This is a genomic window from Citrobacter sp. (genome assembly GCF_050252275.1).
Taxonomy (GTDB): domain Bacteria; phylum Pseudomonadota; class Gammaproteobacteria; order Enterobacterales; family Enterobacteriaceae; genus Citrobacter_A; species Citrobacter_A amalonaticus.
The window spans coordinates 1-14,706 of record NZ_JBFWLF010000089.1 but is presented as its reverse complement, the minus strand read 5'-3'; the positions used below and the strand labels follow the sequence as shown (position 1 = coordinate 14,706).

Sequence of the window (14,706 nt, the reverse complement as noted above, 5' to 3'; positions counted from 1 at the left end):
GAAAATCAGGCTGTCGTCATATTTGACGTGACGATTTGGCGTTGTGCCGACGGAGGCTGTAGCGGAACCCGATACCAAATTGAGATTCCTCCGCTACTCGTCGCACAGGGCGATAACTAACGTAGAAACCGTCCCCTTTTGAGGCTGGTTCTATGAAACGCACCCTGACACTCTTTTTATTCAGCCTGCTGTCGCTGGCTACCGTGCCGGCACAGGCCGATATCATTGATGATGCTATCGGCAACATTCAGCAGGCGATCAACGATGCTTATAAGCCTGACAGCGATAGCGGGCGGGATTACGAGGATTCGCGCGACGACAGGTGGCAGAACGAAATGAGCGACGATCGCCGCAGACAATATGATGATCGCCGGCGTCAGTTTGAGGATCGCAGACGGCAGCTTGATGAACGTCAGCGCCAGCTCGATCGTGAACGCCGCCAACTGGAAGATGAAGAAAGCCGAATGGAAGAGGATTACGGGCGTTAATCGACCATAATCTGCATCCCGTCATAGCCTGCTTCAAATCCGTCCGGGAGCGGATTATCCATCAGCCAGACATCGAACGCGTGGCTGATATGCGTGAGGATCACCTGCGGGCAGCGAATCACTTCATTAAGCGCAATGACCGTATTTAAATCACAGTGATTGCGCGGCGGTTGGGGACGTGGCGGATGGCTACAGTCGATGACGATAACTTGTGGCTGATTGTTGAGCAGAAAGGTGAGCGTTTTATCGGGCAGTCCGGCGGTGTCAGACAGCCATGCCACGCGGCTGTGCGCTGTCTCCAGAAGATAACCCAACGTCAGCTTTGAGTGATTCAGCGGCAGCGGTGTGACCTGCAATCCTTGTAACTCAAACACCACAAACGGCTCGACGGTGTGGCTAAAATCGAGAATGCCGGGATGCTTAAACAGATCGTCGCACCCCTGTTCGTCCGGCGGGCCGTACACCGGGATGGACGCACCGACGCCCCAGCGTAGCGGAAACAATCCCTGTACGTGATCCATATGATAATGGGTGAGTAAAAACTGTCGAAAGCTGCCCGCCGGCCAGTCGTCCATCAGGTGCGGTATGCCCGCATCCAGCAGCGTCACCGTATCGTTGAATTTGACCACGCCGCTACACGGGCGTCGGCGATACGGTTCCTGCAGGCGTGCGCGGCGACAGGCTGCACAGTCGCAGCCAAACGCGGGTACCCCTTGCGCACCGCCGGTGCCGCTTAGCGTGATGCTCAGACTCATCGTGATTCCCCTTGTCGTATCGTGCCGGATGGCGACGCGAGCGGCTTATCCGGCCTACGTATCTCACAATGCTTTTGTGAAGCGAAAATGACTTTGTTCGTAGCCTTCGCGCCGATAAAAACGGTGGGCGTCATGACGCTTCACGCTGGTGGACAGCTCTGTCATCTCTGCGCCTGCCTCGCGGGCTTCCTGTTCTGCCCATGCCAGTAACTGGCTACCGATTTTCAGACCCCGTGCCTGCGGCATCACCACCAGTTCCTGAATCTCGCCAATCCAGTTGGCGTGGTGTAAATGATACTGCAGATGCAGGCCAATGAGTCCAACCGCCTGGCCCTCAAGCAGCGCCAGCTGATAACGCAGTCGGTCATCCTGCAAATTGGCGGTGAATCCGGCGCAAAAGGTCGGGTAATCAAACTGGGCTTGCTTCAGTTCGCAGATGAGCGCGTACACGGCCCCGGCGTCTTGTCCGGTGGCGCGACGAAGTTCACAGGCAGACATGGCGTGGCTCCTTGCGCCCCATTAACGTTAACAGCGAATCGACGGACTGGTGCAAACTGCCGTCGTTATTGAGCGTATGGCAGCCAAACGGGGCGTAGCGGGCGGCGCGTTCGAGACGCGCAGCGATCTCGGGTTCGCTTTCCCTCCCGCGCGCCTGTAAGCGCTGGCGCAAAATCGTAGGGGAGACCTGCAAGCAGACCGGCAGCAGTGCCGTGCCGTAGCGCGCCTGCGCCTGGGGTAGATGCGCACGTGAGCCGTTGACCACCACGTCGAAGCCGCCGTTAAGCCAGAGATCGATCTCCACGCCGACGCCATAATAAAAGCCGTTAGCATGCCAGCTTAGCGCCAGCAGGTTATGCCCGGCGCGGGTGAAAAACTCTTGCTCGCTCAGGGCAACATGATTTTCGTTCCCGGCATTCGCTGCGCGAGTGATATAACGGTGCGCCACCAGGAGTTGCGCATGTTCTTGCTGACGGAGTGCGTTCAGCAAACTGTCCTTCCCGGAGCCGGACGGCCCCATCAGCCAGATCAGTTTTCCCATACTCAGAACACCCTCTTTCCCTGGCGCCAGACGTGGTCGATGTGGATGTGATCGCCTTTACGGTGCGCCAGTACCAGATCGGCGCGCTTACCTTCGGCGATCACGTCGCGATCGCGGAGACTGAGCGCCCGCGCCGGGTTGGCGGTCACCAGGCGGATCGCCTGCGGCAGGGTGAAACAGTTAGCCGCGTCGTCTGCGACGCGAAACGCGGCATCCAGCAGGCTGGCGGGGTAGTAATCTGACGAGAGGATATCCAGCAACCCCAATTCTGCCAGCGTGTGCGCCGCGACGTTGCCGGAATGAGAGCCACCGCGCACAATGTTCGGTGCGCCCATCAGTACGTTCATGCCGTGCTGGCGCGAGGCTTCTGCGGCTTCAAACGTGGTGGGAAATTCGGCGATCACGCTGCCAAGCTGGTGGGATTCCTGCACATGCCCGGAGGTGGCGTCATCATGGCTTGCCAGTGCAATGTTGCGCTCGCGGCACAGTTGCGCGATGGCAGTCCGGTTGGGCTGCGACCAGCGAGCCGCCAGGGCCAGTTGTTCCTCTTCATAACGCGTCATCTGTTCATCGGTCAGCGAATATTTACCCTGATAATATTCACGATACTTCTCGCGGTTGGCGAACTGACGCTGGCCCGGCGAGTGATCCATCAGCGAAACCAGCGTAACCGGTTCGCGGCTGACCAGCTTCTCGAACAGCGGCAGCGTGGTGTGGTGCGGCAGTTCGCAGCGCAGATGCAGGCGATGCTCGGCGCGGTTCACCCCACGCTTTTGCGTCTCCTCCACGGCGTTGATCATTTTCTCCAGGTTTTCCAGACGATCGCCGCCGTCGCGGACATCGCCAATCGCCACCGCGTCCAGCACGGTGGTGATACCGCTGGCGACCATCAGCGCGTCGTGGCTGCTCATTGCGGAATGCGCGGGCCAGTCCACTTTCGGCCGTGGGGTAAAGAATTTGTCGAGATTATCGGTGTGCAACTCAATCAGCCCCGGCAGCAGCCAGCCGCCTTCTCCGTCCAGCGCTTGCGGAAGACGGCTCTGACTTTGCGCAAACGCGCGAATCACGCCATCCTGCATTTCCAGCGATCCCTGCACCACTTCATCTTCCAGCACCAGCTTTACATTATTGATAATCATGGTGTTGTTCCCATCAGGTGCAAACGATCCGCTACGCGGTCGCGCACAGTTTGATCGTGAAAAATGCCGACAATGGCCGCACCGCGCGCTTTCGCCTCTTCAATCAGCGCCACCACGGCGGCACTGTTTCTGGCATCCAGCGACGCGGTCGGTTCGTCGAGTAACAGAATCGGATAATCGACGATAAATCCGCGCGCGATGTTCACGCGCTGTTGTTCACCGCCGGAAAAGGTTGATGGGGCGAGGTGCCACAAGCGTTCCGGCACGTTCAGACGGGTCAACAGGCTTGCGGCTTTAGCGGCGCACGCCTCGCGCGGTACGCCGAGATCCAGCAGCGGCTGCATTACTACGTCCAGCGCGGAGATCCGTGGGATCACCCGCAGAAACTGGCTCACCCAACCGATCGTGGCGCGGCGGACTTCCCGCACTTTGCGCGCCGGAGCGTGCACCAGATCCACCCATTCGTCGTGATGGCGAATGTGAATATGCCCCTCGTCGGGCAGATAATTGGCATACAGCGAACGCAGCAGCGTCGATTTTCCGCTGCCGGAATGGCCATGTAGAACGACGCATTCACCGTTTTTGACTTCCAGCGAGGCATTTTGCAGCACCAGCAGGCGCACGCCGTTTTGCTGGTGGAGCACAAAGGTTTTACTGACGTTTTCAACGCGGATCGCGTTCATTTTTAGCCTCTTTAAGCATTTGGGCATTCGATTGCCGGATAAGGCGTAGCCGCCATCCGGCAAAACAAAAAATCAGTTCTGCAATACGGACGACACCAGCAACTGGGTATACGGATGATGTGGATCGTCGAGCACGCGGTCGGTTAATCCACTTTCCACCACCTGACCCTGTTTCATCACCAGCAGACGATCTGCCAGCAGGCGCGCCACGCCTAAATCATGGGTGACAATCACCACCGCCAGATCCAGTTCCACCACCAGCCCGCGCAGCAGATCCAACAGTTTCGCCTGGACGGAGACGTCGAGACCGCCGGTCGGCTCATCCATAAATACCAGCTTCGGGTGGGTGACGAGGTTGCGGGCGATCTGCAGACGCTGCTGCATGCCGCCGGAAAAGGTGGTCGGCAGATCGTCGATACGAGAGGCCGGAATTTCGACCTCCTCCAGCCAGCGCTGGGCGGTGGCGCGGATCTCGCCGTAGTGGCGTGCGCCGGTCGCCATCAGGCGTTCGCCGATATTACCGCCCGCCGAGACCTGACGACGCAGGCCATCCAACGGGTGCTGATGTACCACGCCCCATTCAGTGCGCAACAGGCGGCGGCGGTCGGCTTCGCTCATGGCGTACAGTGAACGGCTCTGGTACTGAATCTCGCCCGACTGCGGCGTCAGGCGCGAGGAGAGGGATTTCAGCAGGGTGGTTTTGCCGGAACCGGACTCCCCGACAATGCCCAGCACTTCGCCAGGCCACAGGTCAAAAGAGACCTCGCTGAAGCCTTTACCCGGCGCGTAGAGATGGGTCAGGTTATTAACCGAAAGCAGCGGTTGCGTCATTGGCTGAGTGCCTCGCTCTGTTGGCGGCAGTAGTCGGTGTCGGAGCAGACAAACATGCGTTTGCCGGTGTCATCGAGTACCACTTCATCAAGATAACTGTGCGTTGAACCGCAGATGGCGCAGGGCTCATCCCAGGTTTGTACGGTGAACGGATGATCGTCGAAATCGAGACTTTCCACGCGGGTATACGGCGGTACGGCATAGATGCGTTTTTCGCGTCCCGCGCCAAACAACTGAAGGGCGGGCATCATGTCCATCTTCGGGTTGTCGAATTTCGGGATCGGCGACGGGTCCATCACATAGCGTCCGTTGACTTTCACCGGGTAGGCGTAAGTGGTGGCGATATGGCCGAAGCGGGCGATATCTTCATACAGCTTCACCTGCATGATCCCGTACTCCTCCAGCGCATGCATAGTGCGGGTTTCCGTTTCGCGAGGTTCGATAAAACGCAGCGGTTCAGGGATCGGCACCTGGAAGATCAGGATCTGATCTTCCGTCAGCGGCGTTTCCGGGATCCGGTGACGGGTCTGGATTAACGTGGCGTCTTCCGTGCGCTCGGTGGTATTGACTCCGGTGACGCGTTTGAAGAAGTTGCGGATCGATACCGCGTTGGTGGTATCATCTGCGCCCTGATCGATAACCTTCAGCACGTCCGGTTCACCAATCACGCTGGCGGTAATCTGGATCCCACCGGTTCCCCAGCCGTAAGGCATCGGCATTTCGCGGCCACCGAATGGCACCTGATAGCCGGGGATCGCCACCGCTTTGAGGATCGCGCGGCGGATCATGCGTTTGGTTTGCTCATCCAGATAAGCAAAGTTGTAGCCGAAGAGGTTAGTGGTCACGGGCGGCCTCCTGTTGCAGGCGTTTGAGCAGTTCCAGCTCGGCCTGGAAATCGACGTAGTGGGGGAGCTTGAGGTGCGAAACAAAACCCGCCGCCTCGACGTTATCCGCGTGCGCCAGCACGAACTCTTCGTCCTGCGCCGGTCCTGTGACCGTTTCATCGTAGTCGGGTGCCTGTAGGGCTCTGTCCACCAGCGCCATTGCCATCGCTTTGCGTTCGCTCATGCCGAACACCAGTCCGTAGCCGCGGGTAAAGTGAGGCGCATCGTTGTCCGGGGCGACAAAGCCGTTGACCATTTCACATTCGGTCATCAGCAGTTCGCCGACGTTGACCGCAAATCCCAGCTCTTCCGGTACCGTTTCCAGCGCAACGTAGCCACTACGGATTTCGGCTGCGAACGGGTGATTGCGCCCGTAGCCGCGTTGGGTGGAGTAGGCCAGCGCCAGCAGATAGCCCTCATCGCCGCGCATCAGCTGTTGCAGGCGTGACGCACGGGAGCAGGGGTAAACCGGCGGCGTGCGGGTGATGTCATCCGGCGTGGCGCCGTTATCTTCTTCGGGCTTCGCCAGCCCTTGATTCGCCAGCAGAGAAAAGACGTGCGGGGCGGCGTCCTGCGTACTTTCTGCAGTCCGCAGCGGCGGCGTTTCGCCATTCGCCAGCAGCGTAAAATCGAGCAGACGATGGGTGTAGTCGTAGGTTGGTCCTAACAGCTGTCCGCCCGGAATATCCTTGTAGACTGCCGAGATACGGCGTTCCAGGCGCATTTCCCCACTGTTCAGCGGTTCGCTTACCGCCAGCTTTGCCAGCGTGGTGCGGTAAGCGCGCAGCAGAAAGATGGCTTCGACGTTATCGCCACTGGCCTGCTTGAGCGCCAGCGCCGCCAGTTCGCGATCGGCGATGCCGCCTTCGGTCATGACGCGATCAACAGCCAGATTCATCTGCTGTTCGATCTGCGCCACGCTCAGTTCGGCAACGGCATCGTCGCCCCGGCGTCGCTGCTCCTGTAACGCATGGGCGTTGGCTATCGCCTTCTCGCCCCCTTTGACGGCTACGTACATCAGCACACCTCCACATGGGTGGTTCTCGGGATAGCCAGCAGCCGTTCGCCGCAGGTAAGGATGAGGTCAACGCCCAGCGGGAACGGATGCGGGCGTTCGGTGAGTTCGTGGATCAGGCAGTCTGGCAACTGCGGTGCGATCATTCGCTCTTCGGCGATACCAGCCCCGGTCAGGCGTAACATCCGCCCACCGCTCAGACTGGAAACCTGTACGATGAGCGTGGCGCTGTTTTCTGGCGCGACCGCAGAACCGGCAGAAAGCGCATTAAGCTGTTCGCTGCTGATGCGCTCGTCGGCTACGGCATAGGCCGCCAGTTGGGGTTGTTCGACCATCGGAGCATTGGTGTGAAAACGCAGGTTCTGGCTGGCGATGTCGTTATTCATCGCAGGCGACAGCCACACCGGCGTATCGCCGTCGACTAACGTCAGCAGGACGCTGGTGGTCGCCAGATTCAACGGCTGCCAGCCGTGTTTCAATTGATGTAAGGCAACAATCACCCCCGGTTCGCTCATTGCTTTCAGCAGACGGCGAAAGCTTTGTTGGGCGTCCTGGACGGGCAGGGTAAAGGCGGTCTGTAGGGTCATTCGTTATCTCCGCGCACCAGCGTAAAGAAGTCGACCCGGCTGGCGTTGACTTCGGCGCGACGGGCGGTGATTTCCGCATCGCGTTCTGCTTCCAGCGGGCTAATTAAGGTTTCCATCAGGTTCTGGAAATGTGTCTGTTCCTGCAGTAAAGCGTCGATAACGGCGCACTGCTCGGCGTGGCGTTTGTTGCGTCCCAGCAGGTAGCTGTAACCCAGCGTGCCGCTTTTCAGGCGAACCACCGCGCGGGTCAGCGTGGTGTCTCCGGCAAAGAAACGGTTGCCGGTGCCGCCCATGCGCGCCTGAATTTGCATCAGTCCGCATTCCGGGGGGCGAATCAGTTCATATTCCGGTGCCAGCGTTAACGCCTGGAGTCGCGCATTCAGGGCATCGGCCTTGCTGTAAGCCAGCGCGCGCATCCAGCGCTGGCGGGTGGCGGTATCGAAATGCATTCAGTGCTCCATAGTGAATTCGATCATGTCGGCGCGGGTCAGGCTGACGGAATACTCCATCGCACGTTCCTCGCCTTCACGGTGGTTCAGGGTGCGCACGCAGAGCAGCGGCGCCATGTTGGGGATTTCCAGCACCTTGCTCTCTTTCGCCTGCGCACGCCGGGCGCTGATGCGCGTCTGGGTGCGCTTGAGCGTCAGGCCGGACTGTTCGCGCAAATAGTCGTGCAGTGAGCCGTGGTTAAAACCCTGCAGCAGCGGCCAAAGGGCCAGGTCGGAAAAGTAATGGTCAATCAGACACAGGGCGATGCCGTTCACCCGCCGCAGGGTGCGCAAGTGGATGACGTTATCGCCTTCCTGCACGCTGAGCGCATCGGCAACGTGACGGGAGGCCGGGCGCAGTACCGCCAGCCGTTTTTCGCTGGTGGGATGACTTCCCTGATCCAACAGGTTCTGACTGAAGCGTGCCTGGGCGTTAAGCGGATAATCGAACGGGCGCATCAGCACCAGTACGCCGACGCCCTGACGACGCTGGACCCAGCCGCGTTCCACCAACTGATCGATGGCGCGGCGCAGGGTGTGGCGATTAACCTCATAACGCGCGGCAAGCTGATGCTCGGCGGGCAGATAATCGCCGCAGCGGTAATGTTGACGTAGCTCCTGCTCAAGTCTCGCGGCAATCTCCTGATAACGCGTCGGATAACTGGTCGGATGTGTAGACAAGTGCATAGCAATCAATGCCTCGCTAATCAGATAAAGTGCTTACGTAAACGCTGGGAGAGAAAATCCAGCAGGCTGACGGTCACAATGATTAACACCATCAGGGCGCAGGTTTGCTGGAACTGGAAACCGCGAATTGCCTCCCACAACGTGACGCCAATGCCGCCTGCGCCCACCATCCCGACGACAGTTGCTGAACGGACGTTGGATTCAAAGCGGTACAGCGAGTAGGAGATCAGCAGCGGCATCACCTGGGGCAGTACACCGTAAAGAATTTCTTCAATTTTGTTAGCGCCAGTGGCGCGAATGCCTTCAACCGGACCGGGTTCAATGGCTTCCACCGCTTCGGACAGCAGCTTGGAGAGCACGCCGGTGGTATGGATAAACAGCGCCATGACGCCCGCAAACGGACCGAGGCCGACAGCGACCACAAATAGCATCGCAAACACCATTTCGTTAATGGCGCGGCAGGCATCCATCAGACGGCGCATCGGCTGGTAGATCCACCAGGGCACGAGGTTGTCGGCGCACATCAGGCCGAAAGGAATGGAGAGGATCACGGCCAGCGCGGTTCCCCAGACGGCGATTTGCAGGGTCACCGCCATTTCGCCGAGGTAGTCCTGCCACTGGCTAAAGTCCGGCGGAAAGAAGTCGGCGGCAAACGTCGCCATGTTGGCGGAATCCTGAATCAGCGTGAGCGGGGCCATTTCGGCGCCTTTCCACGACACGACCAGCACGGCGAGCAGAATGGCCCAACTGACGAGCGAGAACCAACTGCGCTTTGGCGGGGCAACGGTGATGGTTTGCATGTTTAGCTCCGTGCGTACGTTATTGGCGGATGGCGGCTCCGCCTTATCCGGCCTACGTTTGTAGGCCGGTAAGTGAAGCGCCAGCGGGCGTCAGGTTTACTGCACCGCTTTGGTGACGCTGGTCATGGCGCTCAGCGCCGCGGTCAGACGGTCAAGATCGTCCAGCTGCGCTTTAATCGCAGACGATTTGCTGGTCTTCTCTTCAGCGTTCAGTCCTTTGTTGTCCTTCACACCCTGCATCTCTTTAAACAGGGCGAGCTGGCGAATCGGCACCAGTTGCAGGTCGCTGGAGGCGCGGAACGGCGCCCAACCCAGGCGTTCCAGTACGGTTTTTTCTTCCGGCGTTTTGCCGTAGTTCATGAAGAAGTCGTACACCTTGTCCTTGGTGGCTTCAGAGAGGTTCTTACGCCAGACGATCGGATCGCCTGGGATCAGCGGCGACTTCCAGATAACCTTCAGCGCTTTCAGCTTGTCCGGCGCGGACGTTTTCAGCTTATCAAGGTTCTCGGTGTTGTTGGTGGCGACATCCACCTGCTTGTTGGCGACCGCAAGGGCGTTAGTTTCATGGCCGGCGTTGACGGTGCGTTTGAAGTCGCTGGCGGCGATATTGTTTTTCGCGAAGACGTAATAGCCAGGGACGAGATAGCCGGAGGTAGAGTTAGGATCGCCATTACCAAAGGTGAGATCTTTGCGTTTGGCGATCAGATCGTCGAGGTTGTTGATCGGACTGTCCTTGTTGACGATCAGCACGCTCCAGTAACCCGGCGATCCATCGGCGGCGACGGTCTGGGCAAAGACCTGGCCGTTGGCGCGATCCACGGCTTCCATTGCTGACAGGTTACCATACCAGGCGATGTCGACTTTATTAAAGCGCATACCCTGGATGATCCCGGCGTAGTCCGGCGCGAAGAAAGCGTTCACTTTCACGCCCAGTTTCTTCTCCATATCCTTCAGGAACGGGTCCCATTGGGGTTTCAGGTTTTGCTGTGATTCGGTCGAAATAATGCCAAAGTTCAGCGCTTTTTCCTGCTCTTCGGCAAAGGCGGGACTGAGCAGAGTACTGACGCTGAACATGCTGGTAAACGCCAGCGCGGCAACGGCCTTGTAATTCATGTTTTATCCTCACGTTGTTCCAGGCTATTTCACTTGCCAGCCTGAGTTCGGACAGTGCTCAACATCCTCACGTACTATGTGTACGCTCCGTTTTTCCGCGCTGGCCGCCTCCAGTCTGTCTGCGCCAATAACGCCTGGTCTTTTTGAATTAAGCAGCCTGCGCGTTCTGTTCGACGCGGTTCATGCTGCGGTAGAGATGGTCAAATCTTTCGTTATCAAAGAGCTGGCTGCTGCCGTCGTAGAAAACGTGTCCCTGACGCAACGCGACAATCCGTTCGCAGTAGCGCAGGGCGTAATCCACCTGATGCAGCGTGACGACGACGGTAATACCGTCGGTCTGGTTGATGTCGCGCAGGGTGTCCATCACGATGCGCGCGGATTCCGGGTCCAGTGAGGCAATCGGCTCGTCGGCGAGGATCACTTTGGCCTGCTGCATCAGCGCCCGGGCAATGGCCACGCGCTGCTGCTGACCACCGGAGAGCGTAGAGACGCGCTGGTACGCAAAGTGTGCCATCCCGACGCGAGTCAGTGCCTGGAGCGCGCGCTGTTTCTGCGCTGCGCTAAACCAGCTAAAACAGGTGCGCCAGAACGGCGTGCTGCCGAGTGCGCCAATCAGCACGTTCTCCAGCACCGTCAGGCGATTCACCAGATTGAATTGTTGGAAGATGTAACCGGTATGCGCGCGGCTTTTGCGGATATCGCGCGCCAGTCGACCTTCGTGTTGAACGGTGCGGCCGAGGAGTTCGACGCGGCTACCTGCTGATTTATCGCCGGTAATCAAACCGCTCAGATGACGTAAAAGGGTGGATTTGCCGGAACCCGACGGCCCCAGCAGAGCGACCATTTCACCGGCACAGATGTTCAGATCAACCGCATGCAGCGCCTGATGCTGATTGAACGTTTTGGAGAGTTTTTCGACGCGAATGATCGTTTCCATGATGCGGCCTCTCTAAAAAAAGTGGCCCTATCGTGGCGGATCAATATGACGTTTGGGTTAAGGGGACGTTACCTGCCGATGAAGAGTTAAGGTGAGTTTGATGACAGAACGGGAGGCATGCCTCCCGTGAGGTTACTCGGTTGGCTGGGGTTGTTTGACGACGTTGATCATCCACGGTACGCCGTAGCGATCGCTGACTTTGCCAAAGCCATGCGCCCAGAAGGTTTCCTGCCAGTCCATTTCGATTTGCCCCTCTGCGGCGAGATTGTCAAACCATTGCTTCCCTTCGTTGACATTTTGCGTGTCGAGGACCAGCGTGAAACCTGAATAGTGAGCGTTTCCTGTGGGAATGCTATCGCTCATCATGATGTCGCTATTGGCAATGTGCACGTTGGCATGAGCGATAGCGGTATCGGGGAATGTCATTCCGTACGGGCAACCGTCTTCGCTGTCCTGCGCCGGTTTGGGCATTTCACCGAAGCTGATTTTATAAAGGAGTTCTGCACCCAGCGTCTTTTGATAGTACGCGATGGCGTCGGCACAGTTTCCGGCAAAAGAGATGTAGGGACTTAACGACATAATCTTTACCTCAGGTAAGAGAAGCCAGTTAAGTGTAGTTATCGTAGGCCCGGTAAGCGAAGCGCCACCGGGCAATTTACATCAGTTCTTTTTCACGAATTCTGATTTCAGCTTCATCGGACCAAAGCCATCAATTTTGCAATCGATGTTGTGGTCGCCTTCCACCAGACGAATGTTTTTTACTTTCGTGCCGATTTTCAGCATTGAAGAGCTGCCTTTGACTTTCAGATCTTTCACGACGGTGACGCTGTCGCCGTCAGCCAGCAGATTGCCGTTGGCATCTTTAACGATCAGTTCGTCGCTGTCATGCGCTGGTTCTGCATCGTTCCATTCATGGGCGCATTCCGGGCAGATGTACATGCCGTTATCTTCGTAAGTGTATTCGGAGTTGCATTGTGGGCAGTGGGGTAATGACATGTCGATATCCTCAAAAGTCAGCAAGGGCAAAAGCGCCCAAAAAATGGCAGATTGCCGAAAAAGGACGCAATTATACACAAAATCCTTAACGTTGTCGGGACTACTCTGTTTTTAAGGTAAATACCGTACTGTGACCTAACCTGTCTGCCAGACAGAAAAAAAGCGCTATTATTTTTAAGGGAAATTGCTACCGTTTGTTATTTGAGATAAGGTGACGAGAAATATTCTAACTAATTGGCTGAGCGAGTTTTACTTAGGGTTCGTTTACCTCACCTTGCCCCTTAATTCTGGTAGGTGAAATTAACCAAAATTGGCCTTGGTTTTTATAAATCTGAACTACGATTTTTTACTTTCTTATGCCACTGAGTGTTATTCAAAAAATAGCAATTAAAATAATAAATTCATTGATATCAATAGATTAATTAATAAATTCTTTTTTCCATACGTAATTATTAAAGCCGAGAATTCACTAATAAACGAAACGGCTAAATAAAAGCAATAAAAATTTGCGTTAAGGAAACATTTTTTATGTACACACAGACAATATATGAATTGAGCCAGGAAGCGGAACGCTTGCTGATGCTCTCTTTAGAGCATCTTAAGACCGTAAAAAAAATGCCAACGGCCACTCTGGAGAGCACTTCATCATTAAAAAGTGAGGACGATCTCAACGTTCAGCCCATGCATTTCAGTACCCGGGGTGTCGAGGCACAGCAGGCCACGCTGAACAATGAGTTGCGAAAAATCTCGCGACTGGAAATGGTGCTGGCGATCGTCGGCACCATGAAAGCGGGAAAATCGACGACGATCAATGCCATTGTCGGCACGGAGGTGCTGCCCAATCGCAACCGTCCAATGACCGCGCTGCCGACACTCATTCGCCATACGCCTGGTCAGAAAGAACCGGTGCTGCATTTTTCCCACGTTGCGCCCATCGATGCGCTGATGAAGACCCTGCAAGAGAGCATGCGCGCCTGCGATCGGCAGAATCTGACGCAGGTGCTGGAAATTGATAAAGACATGAACGGCCTCATGCAGCGCATCGAAAGAGGGGAAGCGTTTGAGCGCCATTATCTTGGTGCACAGCCGATCTTTCACTGCCTGAAAAGCCTTAACGATTTGGTGCGCCTGTCGAAAGCGCTGGAGGTCGATTTTCCCTTTTCTGCCTATGCGGCGATTGAACATATTCCGGTGATTGAGGTGGAATTTGTGCACCTGGCGGGGCTGGAGAACTATCCGGGTCAACTGACGTTACTGGACACACCCGGGCCAAATGAAGCCGGGCAGCCGCATCTGCAAAAAATGCTCAATGAGCAACTGGCTCGCGCCTCCGCCGTTCTGGCGGTGATGGACTATACGCAGTTGAAATCGATTTCCGATGAAGAGGTGCGTCAGGCCATTGCCGCAGTGGGAAAATCGGTGCCGTTGTATGCGTTGGTGAATAAATTCGACCAGAAAGATCGCAACAGCGATGATGAAGAACAGGTGAGGGCGTTGATTTCCGGTACCCTGATGAAGGGTTGTATTAACCCGGCGCAGATTTATCCGGTCTCCTCGATGTGGGGATATCTGGCCAATCGGGCACGCCATGAGCTGGCAAACCACGGTCATCTGCCGGATCACGAAGAGCAGCGCTGGGTACAGGACTTTGCTGAAGCCGCGCTCGGTCGGCGCTGGCGAAGCGCCGATCTGGATGATATCGAACACCTGCGTCATGCGGCGGATTTGCTGTGGGAAGATTCGTTGTTTGAACAGCCGATCCAGACCTTAATTCATGCCGCCTATGCCAATGCGTCGCTGTATGCGCTGCGTTCCGCCTCGCATAAATTGCTGAATTACGCCCACAGCGCCCGCGAATATCTGGATTTCCGCTATCACTGTCTGACGGTGGCCTTTGACACGCTGCAGCAAAATATCATGCGTCTGGAAGCGGACATGCAGCAACTGAAAGTGAGCCAGGACAGCGTCAGCGACGAGATCCGCCATGAGGTCGGGCTGGCGCTGACGTCGGCCAACGACTTTCTCAACCAGCAGCAGGCCACGATCTTGCGCAACATCGGGACTTTTTTCAGCCGTGAACAGATCCTGAAATTGTCGTGTGGCGATAGCTGGTCGCCGCTGCCGCAGGCGGAGCTTGACGGAGAGGTGTTGGTGCTGCATGACGAAGCGCAGGCGCAGGTGATCCTCAGTAAACTACGTTCCACCTGTGAGGGCGTCCTGCTGGCGGCGCAGGAAAACATCAGCCGCGACCTGGCGATGCGTTT

The 14,706-nt window shown here is 56.9% G+C and carries 18 protein-coding genes; 2 read left to right on the top strand and 16 right to left on the bottom strand.

Annotated features, from left to right (window positions below; all coding sequences use genetic code 11):
* The first annotated feature begins 152 nt into the window (after positions 1 to 152).
* Positions 153 to 488 (top strand): DDRRRQL repeat protein YjdP, encoded by a 336-nt coding sequence (gene yjdP / locus AB7E14_RS09810; protein WP_042999071.1) that lies wholly within the window; start codon positions 153 to 155, stop codon positions 486 to 488.
* On the opposite strand, the gene phnP is transcribed toward yjdP, so the two are convergent.
* From phnP to AB7E14_RS09730, 16 genes are all read right to left on the bottom strand, one after another.
* Positions 485 to 1,243, bottom strand: coding sequence for a phosphonate metabolism protein PhnP (gene phnP, locus AB7E14_RS09805; RefSeq protein ID WP_044257343.1), 759 nt, complete (start codon positions 1,241 to 1,243; stop codon positions 485 to 487). The genes yjdP and phnP overlap by 4 nt on opposite strands.
* Positions 1,244 to 1,306: 63 nt before the next feature.
* Positions 1,307 to 1,741 (bottom strand): aminoalkylphosphonate N-acetyltransferase, encoded by a 435-nt coding sequence (phnO, locus tag AB7E14_RS09800; protein WP_044257341.1) that lies wholly within the window; start codon positions 1,739 to 1,741, stop codon positions 1,307 to 1,309.
* Entirely contained in the window at positions 1,728 to 2,282 is a 555-nt protein-coding gene (phnN, locus tag AB7E14_RS09795; protein ID WP_316962639.1) for a ribose 1,5-bisphosphokinase, read from the bottom strand. Before phnN ends, phnO begins: the two co-directional genes overlap by 14 nt.
* A gap of 2 nt (positions 2,283 to 2,284) precedes the next feature.
* A complete protein-coding gene (phnM, locus tag AB7E14_RS09790) occupies positions 2,285 to 3,421 on the bottom strand; it encodes an alpha-D-ribose 1-methylphosphonate 5-triphosphate diphosphatase (RefSeq protein WP_316962638.1) in 1,137 nt (378 codons plus the stop codon).
* Entirely contained in the window at positions 3,418 to 4,104 is a 687-nt protein-coding gene (phnL, locus tag AB7E14_RS09785) for a phosphonate C-P lyase system protein PhnL (RefSeq protein WP_316962637.1), read from the bottom strand. The genes phnM and phnL overlap by 4 nt, the downstream gene beginning before the upstream one ends.
* A 72-nt stretch (positions 4,105 to 4,176) precedes the next feature.
* Positions 4,177 to 4,935, bottom strand: a complete 759-nt coding sequence (gene phnK, locus AB7E14_RS09780) for a phosphonate C-P lyase system protein PhnK (protein WP_044328531.1) — start codon at positions 4,933 to 4,935, stop codon at positions 4,177 to 4,179.
* Positions 4,932 to 5,723, bottom strand: a complete 792-nt coding sequence (gene phnJ, locus AB7E14_RS09775) for an alpha-D-ribose 1-methylphosphonate 5-phosphate C-P-lyase PhnJ (protein WP_230324168.1) — start codon at positions 5,721 to 5,723, stop codon at positions 4,932 to 4,934. The genes phnK and phnJ overlap by 4 nt, the downstream gene beginning before the upstream one ends.
* Before the next feature lie 46 nt (positions 5,724 to 5,769).
* The gene (locus tag AB7E14_RS09770; protein WP_042999079.1) at positions 5,770 to 6,837 is read right to left on the bottom strand and encodes a carbon-phosphorus lyase complex subunit PhnI; all 1,068 of its coding nucleotides are present in this window, start codon (positions 6,835 to 6,837) and stop codon (positions 5,770 to 5,772) included.
* Positions 6,837 to 7,421, bottom strand: a complete 585-nt coding sequence (gene phnH, locus AB7E14_RS09765; protein ID WP_042999080.1) for a phosphonate C-P lyase system protein PhnH — start codon at positions 7,419 to 7,421, stop codon at positions 6,837 to 6,839. The genes AB7E14_RS09770 and phnH overlap by 1 nt, the downstream gene beginning before the upstream one ends.
* Positions 7,418 to 7,870, bottom strand: a complete 453-nt coding sequence (gene phnG, locus AB7E14_RS09760; protein WP_042999081.1) for a phosphonate C-P lyase system protein PhnG — start codon at positions 7,868 to 7,870, stop codon at positions 7,418 to 7,420. Before phnG ends, phnH begins: the two co-directional genes overlap by 4 nt.
* Positions 7,871 to 8,596, bottom strand: coding sequence for a phosphonate metabolism transcriptional regulator PhnF (gene phnF / locus AB7E14_RS09755; RefSeq protein WP_044328534.1), 726 nt, complete (start codon positions 8,594 to 8,596; stop codon positions 7,871 to 7,873).
* Positions 8,597 to 8,616: 20 nt separating this feature from the next.
* Positions 8,617 to 9,396: a phosphonate ABC transporter, permease protein PhnE gene (phnE, locus tag AB7E14_RS09750; RefSeq protein ID WP_042999083.1), complete on the bottom strand. Its 780-nt coding sequence runs from the start codon at positions 9,394 to 9,396 to the stop codon at positions 8,617 to 8,619.
* Positions 9,397 to 9,492: 96 nt separating this feature from the next.
* Complete coding sequence (gene phnD / locus AB7E14_RS09745) at positions 9,493 to 10,509, bottom strand: phosphonate ABC transporter substrate-binding protein (protein ID WP_042999084.1); 1,017 nt, start codon at positions 10,507 to 10,509, stop codon at positions 9,493 to 9,495.
* Positions 10,510 to 10,657: 148 nt separating this feature from the next.
* The gene (phnC, locus tag AB7E14_RS09740; protein ID WP_044264080.1) at positions 10,658 to 11,446 is read right to left on the bottom strand and encodes a phosphonate ABC transporter ATP-binding protein; all 789 of its coding nucleotides are present in this window, start codon (positions 11,444 to 11,446) and stop codon (positions 10,658 to 10,660) included.
* A 132-nt stretch (positions 11,447 to 11,578) separates the two neighbouring features.
* Positions 11,579 to 12,025 carry a VOC family metalloprotein YjdN gene (yjdN, locus tag AB7E14_RS09735; protein ID WP_316962635.1) on the bottom strand — a complete coding sequence of 149 codons (447 nt, stop codon included), beginning with the start codon at positions 12,023 to 12,025 and terminating at the stop codon, positions 11,579 to 11,581.
* Positions 12,026 to 12,106: 81 nt separating this feature from the next.
* Entirely contained in the window at positions 12,107 to 12,442 is a 336-nt protein-coding gene (locus AB7E14_RS09730; protein WP_042999087.1) for a zinc ribbon domain-containing protein YjdM, read from the bottom strand.
* A 528-nt stretch (positions 12,443 to 12,970) separates the two neighbouring features.
* Here AB7E14_RS09730 and AB7E14_RS09725 point away from each other — a divergent pair.
* Positions 12,971 to 14,706, top strand: a 1,736-nt coding sequence (locus AB7E14_RS09725; protein WP_428169491.1) for a dynamin family protein, incomplete at its 3' end; no start/stop codon positions are given.

Bases quoted from the DNA above. Each gene is read 5' to 3' on its own strand.
- phnO (WP_044257341.1), bottom strand. From the start codon at position 1,741: ATGTCTGCCTGTGAACTTCGTCGCGCCACCGGACAAGACGCCGGGGCC.
- phnJ (WP_230324168.1), bottom strand. From the start codon at position 5,723: ATGATCCGCCGCGCGATCCTCAAAGCGGTGGCGATCCCCGGCTATCAG.
- phnP (WP_044257343.1), bottom strand. From the start codon at position 1,243: ATGAGTCTGAGCATCACGCTAAGCGGCACCGGCGGTGCGCAAGGGGTA.
- phnH (WP_042999080.1), bottom strand. From the start codon at position 7,421: ATGACCCTACAGACCGCCTTTACCCTGCCCGTCCAGGACGCCCAACAA.
- phnG (WP_042999081.1), bottom strand. From the start codon at position 7,870: ATGCATTTCGATACCGCCACCCGCCAGCGCTGGATGCGCGCGCTGGCT.
- phnF (WP_044328534.1), bottom strand. From the start codon at position 8,596: ATGCACTTGTCTACACATCCGACCAGTTATCCGACGCGTTATCAGGAG.
- phnK (WP_044328531.1), bottom strand. From the start codon at position 4,935: ATGACGCAACCGCTGCTTTCGGTTAATAACCTGACCCATCTCTACGCG.
- phnE (WP_042999083.1), bottom strand. From the start codon at position 9,396: ATGCAAACCATCACCGTTGCCCCGCCAAAGCGCAGTTGGTTCTCGCTC.
- phnC (WP_044264080.1), bottom strand. From the start codon at position 11,446: ATGGAAACGATCATTCGCGTCGAAAAACTCTCCAAAACGTTCAATCAG.
- phnL (WP_316962637.1), bottom strand. From the start codon at position 4,104: ATGAACGCGATCCGCGTTGAAAACGTCAGTAAAACCTTTGTGCTCCAC.
- phnM (WP_316962638.1), bottom strand. From the start codon at position 3,421: ATGATTATCAATAATGTAAAGCTGGTGCTGGAAGATGAAGTGGTGCAG.
- phnN (WP_316962639.1), bottom strand. From the start codon at position 2,282: ATGGGAAAACTGATCTGGCTGATGGGGCCGTCCGGCTCCGGGAAGGAC.
- yjdN (WP_316962635.1), bottom strand. From the start codon at position 12,025: ATGTCGTTAAGTCCCTACATCTCTTTTGCCGGAAACTGTGCCGACGCC.
- AB7E14_RS09770 (WP_042999079.1), bottom strand. From the start codon at position 6,837: ATGTACGTAGCCGTCAAAGGGGGCGAGAAGGCGATAGCCAACGCCCAT.
- AB7E14_RS09730 (WP_042999087.1), bottom strand. From the start codon at position 12,442: ATGTCATTACCCCACTGCCCACAATGCAACTCCGAATACACTTACGAA.
- yjdP (WP_042999071.1), top strand. From the start codon at position 153: ATGAAACGCACCCTGACACTCTTTTTATTCAGCCTGCTGTCGCTGGCT.
- phnD (WP_042999084.1), bottom strand. From the start codon at position 10,509: ATGAATTACAAGGCCGTTGCCGCGCTGGCGTTTACCAGCATGTTCAGC.